An 11147-nucleotide genomic window follows, 5' to 3' on the forward strand; every position below is an offset into this window, starting at 1 on the left:
ACGTCCCTTCGACCGTGACCGCCGGGACAACGACCGAGGCGGTCGTTCGTTCGAGCGTCGTGACGACCGCGGCGGCTTCCGCCGCGACGGCGACCGCCGTCCGCTCGACCGGCGCGACGAGCGCGGTGGGCACCGTGGCAGCGACCGTCCGTTCAACCGGGACCGCCAGGGCGACCGCCCCGGCTTCCGCTCCGGCGCGCACGACCGCCCGTACGGCCGTCGCGACGACCACCGCGGCACGGGCTCCTTCGGCCGCCGTGAGGACAAGCCGCGCTGGAAGCGCAACGGCTGACGCCGGCAACCCTCTGCGCCGCGCCCCCGCCCCCATCCCGGGCGGGGGCGCGGCGCTTTCCGCGTCCGGCACCGGTCGTCCGGGCGCACTCCGGGAAAGCACTCCGGGAAAGCATTCCGGGAATACAGCCACGGGTAAGCGGAGCGAACAGGCGCTTCTACCGCACCGGCGGGGACGGCAAGGGGTGCCTCGGATCCCGTACGAAGATCGCGAGTGGTCGCCAGGGCCACCGGGGGATCTTCTGAGCTGTTCCCCGCCGGGCCGGACGTCCGTACGGCGACTCTTGGCCGCAGCACCTACCGTGTGAGGCATGTCACGCCCCTGACGAGGGAAACGCTGGGGGCATGACAAGCGACGCACGACCGAACGGGCCGTCCGACGAAGAGCGGCTGGCCCAGCTCGGCTACACCCAGGTTCTCGCCCGCCGGATGTCGGCGTTTTCGAACTACGCGGTCTCCTTCACGATCATCTCCGTCCTCTCCGGCTGTCTGACGCTCTACCTCTTCGGGATGAAAACCGGCGGTCCCGCCGTGATCACCTGGGGCTGGCTGGCCGTGGGGCTGATGACGCTGCTCGTCGGGTTGTCGATGGCCGAAATCTGCTCGGCGTACCCGACGTCCGCGGGCCTGTACTTCTGGGCCCACCGGCTGGCGCCTCCGCGCTCGGCCGCGGCCTGGGCCTGGTTCACGGGCTGGTTCAACGTACTGGGCCAGGTGGCGGTGACCGCGGGCATCGACTTCGGCGCCGCGTCCTTCCTGGGCGCGTACCTCAATCTCCAGTTCGACTTCGAGGTCACGCCCGGCCGCACGGTCCTGCTCTTCGCGGCGATCCTGGTCCTGCACGGCCTGCTGAACACCTTCGGCGTCCGCATCGTCGCCCTGCTCAACAGCGTCAGCGTGTGGTGGCACGTGCTGGGGGTCGCGGTGATCGTCGGCGCGCTGGCGTTCGTACCGGACCACCATCAGTCGGCGTCCTTCGTGTTCACGAGGTTCGTGAACAACACGGGCTGGGGCAGCGGCGTCTACGTCGTCCTGCTGGGCCTTCTGATGGCCCAGTACACCTTCACCGGTTACGACGCCTCCGCCCATATGACGGAGGAGACGCACAACGCGTCCACGGCCGGTCCGAAGGGCATCGTCCGCTCCATCTGGACGTCCTGGATAGCTGGTTTCGTCCTCCTCCTGGGCTTCACGTTCGCCATCCAGTCCTACGACAAGGAGCTGACGTCCCCGACCGGCGCGCCGCCCGCCCAGATCCTTCTGGACGCCCTCGGCGCGACCACCGGCAAGCTGCTGCTGCTCGTGGTGATCGGCGCGCAGCTGTTCTGCGGGATGGCGTCGGTGACTGCCAACAGCCGCATGATCTACGCCTTTTCCCGTGACGGCGCGCTGCCCTTCTCCCACGTGTGGCACACGGTCAGCCCGCGCACGCGCACGCCCGTGGCGGCGGTATGGCTGGCCGCGATCGGCGCGCTGGTCCTGGGGCTGCCGTATCTGATCAACGTAGCGGCGTACGCCGCGGTCACGTCGATCGCGGTGATCGGCCTCTACATCGCCTACGTCATCCCGACCCTGCTGCGGGTGCGCAGAGGTGACTCCTTCGAGCGCGGGCCCTGGCACCTGGGCCGCTGGTCACAGGCCATCGGGGTGGTGTCGGTGGCCTGGGTCGGGGCGATCACGGTCCTCTTCATGCTCCCGCAGGTCTCCCCGGTCACCTGGGAGAGCTTCAACTATGCCCCGGTCGCCGTCCTCGTCGTCCTCGGCTTCGCCGCGACCTGGTGGCTGGCCTCGGCCCGTCACTGGTTCCTCAACCCCGGCCACGAGCGCACCCTCGCCCGCGAGGCCGCCCGCACGGGAGCCCCCGAACCGGTCGATCCGTAACCCTTCAGGCACCCGCACGGCGCACTTCCGGCCCGGCTCCCCGATACCTGATCTACGACACGGCCTCGTCCGGCTATGCTCGGGGAGGCAACCATGCCCGGGCCCTTAGCTCAATTGGCAGAGCAGTGGACTTTTAATCCATTGGTTGTGGGTTCGAGTCCCACAGGGCCTACCTCAGTTGGTTATCCCAACTGGCGGATACGCTGGGCGAACGCCCCCTAATCGACTGAGAGCGGTTAGGGGGCGTCGTCGTCCTCGGGCTCCTGCGTGAGCGATGCGTGAGCGGCCGTGCCGTCGGACGCTTTCCGGGCACGCGGTACGACCGCCGCCGCTTTCTCCGTCAGTTCGTCCTCGTACTCCCGGAAAAGCGTCATGTACGTGTCGCTGGTCAACGTGATCGTCGAGTGACGCAGCTTCACCTTCGCGTCATGCAGGTCGCCGCCGGCCGCCTTGATCAGTGCCGCCGCACCGTGACGTAGATCACGAAGGTTGATAGGGGGCAGCCCCTCCTCGGCGACGATCGCCCGGAACGTCTCCGACACCGTCTCCGGGTGTAGCCACGATCCGTCCTCCGCGGCGAACACCTTGCCCGTGTCAGTCCAGGGCAGGCCCGCGTCCAGGCGCTCGGCTCGTTCCACCAGCTGACGCTCACGGTGGGCCTGCAGAACGGCCACCGTCTCCCTGTCGATGCTCACGACGTCAGCGGACCCGTCGGTCTTCGGCGTCGTCTCGATCGGCGTCCAGCCGTCCACGGTGATCTCCTTCGCCACCAGCAGCTGCCTGCCCGCGAACGAGACGTGCTCCCAGTCCAGGCCCACCGCCTCGCCCCGACGCAGGCCGTGATGGGCGATCACGTGGAAGAGGGCGTACAAGCGGTCGCCCTCTGCCGCGTCCAGGAACTGGCCCAGCTGCTCCGGCGTCCAGACCATGACGCTCGAAGGGCGCTCTCCGGTGGCTTGCCACCGTGCGACCCGCTCGTCCGTCCACAGCAACCCAGGCGGGCGCTTCGCCGCGGCCAGCTCCACGTGGCTGGCCGGGTTGAAGGTGATGTACTCGCGGGCGATGGCGAAGTTCAGGGCCGTGCGCAGCGTGCGGCGGATCGCCTGCTTGCTTGCTGGGCCCGTCAGTCTCCGGTAGGGCGGCATCTCCGCCAGGCGCTCGCGCTCCTTGGCCAGGCGCTCCCGCTCCTTGGCCGGCGGCCGTCCGCCCTTGGCCCAGCGGCAGCGCTCTTCCTGTTCGCGGCGGGCCTGGTTCTCCGCGGCGACCGCCTCGTTGGCATCGTCGATCGCGTCGAACATCTGCTGCACGTGGCCGACGCCGAGCCGGTCGAGCCGGTAGTGGGCGAGCGCGGGGCGCAGGTGCACCCGAACGTGGGACTCGTAGCCGTTCAGGGTGGTCTTCTTGCGGGACTTCCGCTTCACCTCGAGCCACTCGTCGAGCAGGTCGCCGACGGTCATCGTTGCCGTCAGCTTCTGCCCGCGCAGCAGGCGGCGCCGCGTCTCGGCGAGATCAGGCAGGGGAGCCTTCGCGTTCTTACTGACGTCCTCGAGTAGGTCGCCTATGCGGATCTGGTTCTCGGTATCGTCGCCGTCGGGGATGGCGAGTAGGGCGCGTACCTGGTCCAGGGCGTCCTGAGAGTCCTTGGCGCTGCTGTAGCCGGAGCGGGAGAACGAGCGTCGGCCGCCGTCCTGCCGTGGAGGAAGCTCCTGCCGTACCGCCCAGACGCCATGCCGTCGACTCGACAGCTGCGGGCAGGACTTACCCAGTGCCCTGCCGTTCTCGTCGCGGCAGTAGCAGCGCCGGTACGTAGAGCCCTTCACAAGCTACTCCTTGTTTTCAGGGTCTTCGGGCTGAGCTTCGAGCCTTGCCGACAGGGCTTCGATCTCCGCGAGGAGGGCACGGTGATCCTTGGAGTTCATGTTCGCCGACTCCGCCAATTCTCGGAGATTATCTAGATATTCTTGCTGCCCTTGCTTGATCTGATCAAGCGTGATCGGAGGGCGGTAGCTGATCTTCTCGCGCCAACGCGGGCCGAACTTGGCGTTGAGCTCCGATTGTCGACTCAGGGAAATTCGGGTCAGGTAGCGCACTTCTTCCTCAACCTCTTCTGCATGCGTAATGGCCCGACGGGTCTCCAGCTCCGCATATGTGGCCAGCTCCTGGGCTGCTGCCGCCTCTGCCCTGGCCGCAGCTTCAGCCTGGCGCGCAGTATCCAGCCGCCTCCGCATCTCTTCGCGACGCCTCTGGGCGGCCTTGACCCGCGCGATCAGCTCCTCGATGTCCATTTTTTCGGGGCTTGACGTTGGATCCCCGATGGACGATGTGAGCATTTCCGAAACGGTGGCGCCCAAAGCTTGGGCGATAAGGTCTGCTTCCTGCAGCCTCACCGCCCTGCTGCCTGACTCGATCTTTGCGATCGTCTGTTGGTAGAGACTTCCGCCCAGCTTAGAGACGCGATCCGCGAGCTCGGCCTGACTCAAGCCGAGAGCGGCTCGTCGGCGGCGCATCTGCAGCACGAACACGTCCTCGGCTACGCGCCCTGCCTCTTCAAGCTCGTCAGCGTCCAACGCAATCAACACCCTTCATGCAGAACACGCTACATCCTGATGTTGTTGTTGCGATACACCGCCACCGGGTACATACTCATGGTGTTCAACCACTACACCGTGAGGGGGTTGGGCGGTGTCAGAGCTGCTCACTTCTGAGGCGAACAGGTACCTGACCACGAAGGATGTGGCCGCCAGGTACCGCACGGCTCCCAGCACCATCCGCTACTGGCGGCACATCGGGTACGGGCCTAAGGGCATCAAGGTTGGTCGCCGAGTTCTGTACTCACTGAACGAGATCGACCGGTTCGAGAAGGCACTGGCTGATCAACCGACCAAGGAATCCGCGTGAGTACCGCGGCTCTCTCGATCGCCGAAGTCCTCAACCAGCCTGCCGTCGTCCCCCTGTGGCCGACCGTCGGCAAGGCCCTGGGGCTCGCCGAGTCCACCACCTACCAGTTGGCCGCCGAAGGCCGGCTGCCCATCGAGGTCATCCGCCTCGGACGCCGACGCGTCGCGCGGACCGTCGACCTCCACCGCTTCCTCGGGCTGCTGCCCCAGGAGACCGGCGCCGGTCCCGTGTACCAGACGGGATCGTCCGCCGGAAACGACGAAGAGGCCGGGTACCAGCCGGCCTCTCCTGTCGAGCAATCCGCACCTACGCGCAAGTAGAGAAACGGAACACGCTCATGAGCACAGTATCCGAGACGGCAATGGCGCCGTCGACCCCGGCCGACCAGCGCGATAGTGACTCCGCCAGAGCGGAGCGTATTGAGCGGCACGTCGACCGCGTCATGGCGGCGCTCGCCGCGACCCCCGACGAGCAGCACGCCGGCCTCACCCCCGAGCAGGTCTGCGACCTCCCCATGGACGAGCTGCTCACCCGAGTGAACGGCCGCCTCGACAGCACCGAGATCAACGAGCCGGGGTTCTTCGGCTACATCACCGTCACCGCCTCCGGCCGCATCACCATCTACACCCCGGCCAGCCTCCACGACGACATCCGCGACGCGGCCATCCGCTACCTGATCACCACGCACCTTGGCCTGCCCACGCACCTCTTCCCCGACGTCTTCCGGGTCACCGTCTTCGCCGGCCCGAACCTCGACGAGGTCCAGTCATGAGCGCCACGGTCGCCCAGCAGGCCATCGCAGAGATGGAGGAATTCCGCCTCAAGATGCGGGCCATCGGCCAATCCTCCCCCGCCGTGGAGAAGTTCATCGACCACTTGAACGCGCTCATCTCAGTAAGTGGCGACCCCAGGCGCGCCATCGACGCGCTGTTCGCCTTGCTTGCCGAAGAGCGCCCGAAGGATCCCGCGGTCGCCGAGGTGATCGGAGCCCGCTCGTGAGCGCCGGAAGGGAGCAGAGGGAACACTCCGCTGAATCCGTGCTGTCCTTGGCATCAGGCGCGGGGCCTAAGGAGTTGGAGAACTCCATGTCTTCACCGCGCCCTCCGGCCCGCCCCGCCGGCTACTGGGAGCGCGTCCGTCGCATCGTCGACGAGGCGCCGCCCCTCACCGACGACCAGCGTGCCCGCATCCGTGCGGCCTTCCATCAGCCCGCAGCACGGAGGACGGCGTGAGCGCGGCCGTCGTCCTCGGCGCCCTGTTCGTCGACATGGACAACGTCCGCGCCCGCTACGAGTGCGTCCGCCCGGGCTGCACCCACCGCCTCGAGGGTCCTGTGTACGGGGCGGACGAGGTGAAGTCGTTCGTCGACAACATCCGAACCGTCCACCGCGCCCGCTGCACCGCGAGCGCCTCGCAGCAGGGAGAGCGCAGGTGAAAGGCACCGTCCACATCCAGGTCGGCAGGTTCGACGCCAAGGTCCACAGCCCCTTCGAGGCGAAGGACCTGATCAAGGACCTGCCGCGCACCTGGCGCCGGTGGGACAAGGACGACAAGTGCTGGGTCGTCGAGCTGCACGCCGTCGACTCCCTCGAGTCGAGCCTGCGCATGGCCGGCTTCACCGTCCAGACCACACATCAGGCCGGTTCGGAACGGCGCTACAGCAGCCCGCCGCCGCGCGCCGAACGCAACACGGACAGCTGGGCGGACTCCATGTACCGCGCGCTCGGCAAGGAACTCGGCGACAAGGCGTACAAGGCGCTCGTCCCCGTCCTTCACCCCGACCGCGGCGGCGACACCGTCTGCATGCAGCAGCTCAACGCGGCCCGCGACAAGGCCAAGCTCCAGCCCACCCGGTGACGTAGCGCGGCGCTGCCCCAGGTAGCGCCGCGCCCTCACGAACACCATCGGCACCACGGGAAACGAGAGACAACGTTCGTGAACACCACCCCCGAGCCACTGGCCGCAGACCCGGACATCATCCGGGCCTGGCTCGCCCCCCGCTTCGAGGCGCCGGGCCTCGTGTCGATCTGCGCCAAGGGCAACTGGACCGGTATCCAGACCGACGACCTGGACCGCGCCGTCACCTGGGCCCTCGACCAGGACCGCGCCGGAGCCGAGGGCATCTACGTCCGCGTCACCACCGTCACGAGCCGCTTCCCCGCCGGGACCCGCGGCAGCGCCCGCGACTCCCACGCCCTGTTCGGCATGTGGTCCGACATCGACTTCGGCAACGACCTCCACAAGGCGACCGGCCTGCCCGCCAACGCCGACGAGGCACGCGACATCCCGAGGTTCGCGAAGCTCCCCGAGCCGACCCGCGTCGAACACTCCGGCGCAGGGCTCTACGTCTGGCACGAGTTCGACCGGCCCCTCGTCATCGGCGAGGACATCGACTTCGACGAAGCCTCCGAGCTCCCCGGGGACTGGCAGAACATCCTCCTCTCCGGCGCGAAGACGATGGGCTTCGGGTACGGGACCGGTGTCAAGGACCTGGCGCGGGTGCTGCGCCTGCCCGGCACCGTCAACCGCAAGCCCGGCCGCATGCCCACCCTGTGTCAGGTCGTCGAGGACACCGGCATCCGCTACAGCCTCGACGACATGCGGAAGCTGGCCGCGGACCTCAAGCCGAAGCCGAAGAAGAGGACCCCACCCAAAGCCTCGGCCGGCGGCAGCAAGCGAGCGAGCACCTTCAAGCAGCCCGGTGCGCACAACGGGCGTGGCCCCATGGAGGTCCTCGGCGACCACGCATGCTGCGGTGAGATCCTCATGCACGTCGGCGCCACTTACGCCGAGCAGTACCCGGGCACCTGCTCCTACTGCGGCAACGGATGCCAGCGCTGGAACCGCCCCGGCTGGGACGAGACCTGCTCCCGTGACGGCATCGCCGTACACAAGGACGGTTCCGCGGTCACCATCCGCAGCGACAACTTCCCCGGCATCACCGCGTCCGCGATCGGTCATGTCCTCTCTCCCGGCCAGCTGTTCGCCGCGCTCCACCACGGCGGCGACGAGTCCGAGGCTTCGCGGGACATCATCCGCGCGGCGCACGGCCGCGACGGCGCAACCGCTGCCGCGCTTGCCCTGCCTGCTGCCGTCCTCGACGACGTCCGCCAGGCCACCGCCCGCGACGAGGACGACCAGGCGGAGCAGCCCGAGCCGGAAGAGGCCGCCGAGGATGAGCCGGAGGCACCGCCCGCTGGCTCCCCTGCCGCACTGCTCGCCGAGTTCCTCGAGCAGCTGCAGAAGTACGTGCACCTGTCGGACCACGGGCACGTCATCTTCGCCCTGGCCGTCGCCGTGTCCTCCGACCTCGACGGTGAACCGCTGTGGGGAATGCTCGTCGGCCCGCCCTCCGGCGGGAAGAGCGAGGCAGTCAAGGCGCTCGACGAGATCGCCGACGAGCACGTCGACGACATCACCGGGCCCGCACTGCTGTCGTGGATGCCCGGCAAGAACCCGAAGCCCGCCGGCATCCTCACCCGCATCCCGAGCCGCGCGTTCGTCAGCATCAGCGACTTCTCGACGGTCCTCGCCACGTCCGACCGCGGCGGCCGCGACACCCTGTTCGCGCTGCTGCGCCGCGCCTACGACGGTCACGTAGTCCGGGAGGTCGGCAACTCCCCCCGCCCGCTCACATGGACCGGCCGACTCACGCTGCTCGCCGCCGTCACCCCGGCCATCGACAACTTCTCGTCGCACACCGACGCACTCGGCCCTCGCTGGCTGTACTGCCGCCTGCCCGAGACGGACAACACTCACAAGAAAGCCACCGTCCGCAAGCGCCGGAAGCTCGACGGCCTCGCCGAGCTGCAGGCCGAAGCCCGGCGCCGGGCATCCGCTCTCGTGCGCGCCGCCCGCCGGGTCGTCGCCGAGGTCGAGCTGGACGACGAGATGTACGACCAGCTCGAAGACGCGGCCATGCTCACGTGCCTCGGCCGCGCCGCCGTCCCGCGCCACGCATACGGCAAGCGCGAGATCGACGGCATCCCCGTCATCGAGGAACCCGCCCGCGTCACCGGGCAGATCGTGTCCCTCGCCAAGTCCCTCCTCGCCCTCGGCGTCCCCCGAGGCCAGGCCCTGGCGCTCGCCGGGAAGTGCGCGCTCGACACCGTGCCGCAAGCCCGGTTGATGATCCTGCGGCACCTGGCGCAGGGCGAGCCGCTGACGGTGTCCGAGGTGCGCCGCCGTACCGGCCTGAACCGGCACGTGGCCCGGCGCGCGCTGGAGGACATGGAGGTCCTCGACCTCACCACGTGCCTGCGCAGCCAGCAGGACGAGGAGACCGAGGAGACCGGCTTCCCGTCGACCAACCCGTGGCAGTTGGGCGCGGAGAAGGCGCTCGTGGTCGCGGTGTTCGACGCCCAAACAGCAACCGAACAAGAGAGCGATTCTGAGGACTCTCCCTTGGCACGAAGTGTTGGTTACCAAACCCCAACCCCCCAAAAAAGAGGGGTTGATGATCTTGGAAAGCGCTCGTCAGAGCGCTCCGGTACGCGCGCGACCCACACTTCGGGCCAAGCAACGCACCAGGCAGCGCCGCCACCAGCGCCCGAAGACGCGGGGCTGTGGGACGTGCCGCTCGAAGAGCCCGACGACTACTGGGCCGAAGCGAGCTGAGGGAGCGCCTCATGAACGTCGACGACATCGTGGCGGCCAAGATCGAGGCCGCCCGGATCCGTGCCGAGAACGCCAAGCGCCGGCGCGCCGCGCTCGCCGCCGCCCGGCAGCGCGGCCTCGCCGCCCGCCACGCGCAGAAGCTCCGCAACCAGGCTTCCGCCCGCACGACGGACGGAACTGCGGGGGTCACGCCGACCCCCGCAAACGACACCACAGAGGAGAACTGACCATGGACCTGCAGACTCTCGCCGCAGACCTGATCACCCGCACCGAGAAGGCAGTGGAACAGGTCGCCGGCCTCTCGGCCCACACCGGCATCACCTTCAAGGTCACCGATGTCGTCGACGCCGTCGAACGCGACCTCCCCGCCGACTACCCCGCGCCCACCGCGGAGGGCGCTCTCACCCGCCGGGACGTCATCGCGTCCATGGCGGAGGACATCCTCACCGGCGCGATCTACGCCGACTGACCCGCACGCAAACGGCCGGCCCGCGGGAACCGGGCCGGCCTCCCGCCCAGCACACCACAGAAGGAGTCCGCCATGGCAGGCGAGACCGTGATCACCGTCGTCGGCAATCTGGTCGATGACCCCGAACTCCGCTTCACCCCGGCCGGTGTCGCCGTCGCGAAGTTCCGCGTCGCCTCCACCCCGCGCGTCTTCAACAAGACGACGAACGCTTGGGAAGACGGCGAGTCCCTGTTCCTGACATGCTCGGTGTGGCGGCAAGCCGCCGAGAACGTCGCCGAGTCCCTCCAGCGCGGCGTGCGCGTCATCGTGCAGGGCCGCCTGAAGCAGCGGTCCTACGAGGACCGGGAGCAGGTGAAGCGCACGGTGTACGAGCTCGACGTCGACGAGGTCGGGGCGAGCCTTGCCCGGGCCACGGCCAAGGTCACGAAGAACCCGGCGGGCGGCGGCCGGTCGTCAGGTGACCCATCCGCCCAGGGAAATGGGTCACCTGACCCGTGGGCGAACGCCCGCCCGGCCAACGGCCAGCAGCAGGGCGGCGGCTGGGGCAACCCGCCCTCCCAGCAGCAGCCCGCGGCGCAGGGCGCCGACTACTCCGACGAACCCCCGTTCTAGGCCCGGGAGTGCGACATGACCGACCACGAACTGCAGCTGCTGCTCCTCGGCTTCGCCGCGGGCATGGACGTGATGCTGCTCCTGCAGATGGTCTTCGCGATCCTCGACGACCGCCGCGACCGCAAGGCCCTGCGCACCGCCGAGGCCAAGCTGAGGGCCGCACGGGAGAGGGCGGGGGCGTGACCGCCTGCGAACTGTGCGGCGAGGAGACCGGCGGCCGGTACCTGTGCGAGCGGCACACGGTCGCGCTCGCCAAGCGGCTGGACGAACTGCCCGCCCTGTACGCCGAGGTCGGCGAGTGCCTGGTGCCTCGCCGGTCCGGCTGGGGCGAGATCGTCGCGACGCGCGGCGCGGCCGGCCCGCGGTCCCCGCTCGACGA

15 protein-coding genes, 1 tRNA gene and 2 pseudogenes are annotated in these 11147 nt (G+C 68.9%); 16 read left to right on the forward strand and 2 right to left on the reverse strand.

The features are described from left to right. The 3 genes and pseudogenes from ABZ823_RS27330 to ABZ823_RS27340 all read left to right on the forward strand — a co-directional run. A pseudogene (locus tag ABZ823_RS27330) lies at positions 1–292 on the forward strand (RNA helicase); the annotation flags it as partial. 344 nt (positions 293–636) lie between these two features. Beyond that, the gene (locus ABZ823_RS27335; RefSeq protein WP_361665511.1) at positions 637–2172 is read left to right on the forward strand and encodes an amino acid permease; all 1536 of its coding nucleotides are present in this window, start codon (positions 637–639) and stop codon (positions 2170–2172) included. Between the two features lie 99 nt (positions 2173–2271). Further along, positions 2272–2344, forward strand: a tRNA-Lys gene (locus ABZ823_RS27340). 64 nt (positions 2345–2408) lie between these two features. Here ABZ823_RS27340 and ABZ823_RS27345 read toward each other — a convergent pair. Then, positions 2409–3992, reverse strand: coding sequence for a tyrosine-type recombinase/integrase (locus tag ABZ823_RS27345; protein WP_361665512.1), 1584 nt, complete (start codon positions 3990–3992; stop codon positions 2409–2411). Positions 3993–3995: 3 nt separating this feature from the next. Then, complete coding sequence (locus tag ABZ823_RS27350) at positions 3996–4739, reverse strand: helix-turn-helix transcriptional regulator (RefSeq protein ID WP_361665513.1); 744 nt, start codon at positions 4737–4739, stop codon at positions 3996–3998. A 115-nt stretch (positions 4740–4854) separates the two neighbouring features. Between ABZ823_RS27350 and ABZ823_RS27355 the strand changes: the two genes are divergently transcribed. The 13 genes and pseudogenes from ABZ823_RS27355 to ABZ823_RS27415 form a co-directional block, all read left to right on the forward strand. Continuing rightward, positions 4855–5070, forward strand: coding sequence for a helix-turn-helix domain-containing protein (locus ABZ823_RS27355; RefSeq protein WP_361665514.1), 216 nt, complete (start codon positions 4855–4857; stop codon positions 5068–5070). Next, positions 5067–5390: a DNA-binding protein gene (locus ABZ823_RS27360; RefSeq protein WP_361665515.1), complete on the forward strand. Its 324-nt coding sequence runs from the start codon at positions 5067–5069 to the stop codon at positions 5388–5390. Before ABZ823_RS27355 ends, ABZ823_RS27360 begins: the two co-directional genes overlap by 4 nt. A gap of 17 nt (positions 5391–5407) precedes the next feature. Then, positions 5408–5842, forward strand: a complete 435-nt coding sequence (locus ABZ823_RS27365; RefSeq protein WP_361665516.1) for a hypothetical protein — start codon at positions 5408–5410, stop codon at positions 5840–5842. Continuing rightward, the gene (locus ABZ823_RS27370; protein ID WP_361665517.1) at positions 5839–6069 is read left to right on the forward strand and encodes a hypothetical protein; all 231 of its coding nucleotides are present in this window, start codon (positions 5839–5841) and stop codon (positions 6067–6069) included. The genes ABZ823_RS27365 and ABZ823_RS27370 overlap by 4 nt, the downstream gene beginning before the upstream one ends. Positions 6070–6155: 86 nt before the next feature. Next, on the forward strand, positions 6156–6302 hold the full coding sequence (locus ABZ823_RS27375) for a hypothetical protein (protein ID WP_361665518.1): 147 nt from the start codon (positions 6156–6158) through the stop codon (positions 6300–6302). Next, complete coding sequence (locus ABZ823_RS27380) at positions 6299–6505, forward strand: hypothetical protein (RefSeq protein ID WP_361665519.1); 207 nt, start codon at positions 6299–6301, stop codon at positions 6503–6505. The genes ABZ823_RS27375 and ABZ823_RS27380 overlap by 4 nt, the downstream gene beginning before the upstream one ends. Further along, complete coding sequence (locus ABZ823_RS27385; protein WP_361665520.1) at positions 6502–6927, forward strand: hypothetical protein; 426 nt, start codon at positions 6502–6504, stop codon at positions 6925–6927. The genes ABZ823_RS27380 and ABZ823_RS27385 overlap by 4 nt, the downstream gene beginning before the upstream one ends. Positions 6928–7005: 78 nt before the next feature. Beyond that, positions 7006–9687, forward strand: coding sequence for a helix-turn-helix domain-containing protein (locus tag ABZ823_RS27390; RefSeq protein ID WP_361665521.1), 2682 nt, complete (start codon positions 7006–7008; stop codon positions 9685–9687). An 11-nt stretch (positions 9688–9698) separates the two neighbouring features. Then, positions 9699–9914, forward strand: a complete 216-nt coding sequence (locus tag ABZ823_RS27395) for a hypothetical protein (protein WP_361665522.1) — start codon at positions 9699–9701, stop codon at positions 9912–9914. Positions 9915–9916: 2 nt separating this feature from the next. After that, positions 9917–10156, forward strand: coding sequence for a hypothetical protein (locus ABZ823_RS27400; protein ID WP_361665523.1), 240 nt, complete (start codon positions 9917–9919; stop codon positions 10154–10156). 72 nt (positions 10157–10228) lie between these two features. Next, complete coding sequence (locus tag ABZ823_RS27405; protein ID WP_361665524.1) at positions 10229–10768, forward strand: single-stranded DNA-binding protein; 540 nt, start codon at positions 10229–10231, stop codon at positions 10766–10768. Positions 10769–10783: 15 nt separating this feature from the next. Then, entirely contained in the window at positions 10784–10951 is a 168-nt protein-coding gene (locus ABZ823_RS27410) for a hypothetical protein (RefSeq protein WP_361665525.1), read from the forward strand. Further along, positions 10948–11147 (forward strand): annotated as a pseudogene (locus tag ABZ823_RS27415) (hypothetical protein); the annotation flags it as partial. The gene ABZ823_RS27410 and the pseudogene ABZ823_RS27415, both read left to right, overlap by 4 nt.

The organism is Streptomyces sp. NPDC047079 (assembly GCF_040643755.1).
In the GTDB taxonomy this organism is placed as follows: Bacteria; Actinomycetota; Actinomycetes; order Streptomycetales; family Streptomycetaceae; genus Streptomyces.

Excerpts from the sequence above, each read along its gene's own strand:
- ABZ823_RS27375 (WP_361665518.1), top strand. The coding sequence starts at position 6,156 with ATGTCTTCACCGCGCCCTCCGGCCCGCCCCGCCGGCTACTGGGAGCGC.
- ABZ823_RS27370 (WP_361665517.1), top strand. The coding sequence starts at position 5,839 with ATGAGCGCCACGGTCGCCCAGCAGGCCATCGCAGAGATGGAGGAATTC.
- ABZ823_RS27410 (WP_361665525.1), top strand. The coding sequence starts at position 10,784 with ATGACCGACCACGAACTGCAGCTGCTGCTCCTCGGCTTCGCCGCGGGC.
- ABZ823_RS27405 (WP_361665524.1), top strand. The coding sequence starts at position 10,229 with ATGGCAGGCGAGACCGTGATCACCGTCGTCGGCAATCTGGTCGATGAC.
- ABZ823_RS27400 (WP_361665523.1), top strand. The coding sequence starts at position 9,917 with ATGGACCTGCAGACTCTCGCCGCAGACCTGATCACCCGCACCGAGAAG.
- ABZ823_RS27365 (WP_361665516.1), top strand. The coding sequence starts at position 5,408 with ATGAGCACAGTATCCGAGACGGCAATGGCGCCGTCGACCCCGGCCGAC.
- ABZ823_RS27395 (WP_361665522.1), top strand. The coding sequence starts at position 9,699 with ATGAACGTCGACGACATCGTGGCGGCCAAGATCGAGGCCGCCCGGATC.
- ABZ823_RS27335 (WP_361665511.1), top strand. The coding sequence starts at position 637 with ATGACAAGCGACGCACGACCGAACGGGCCGTCCGACGAAGAGCGGCTG.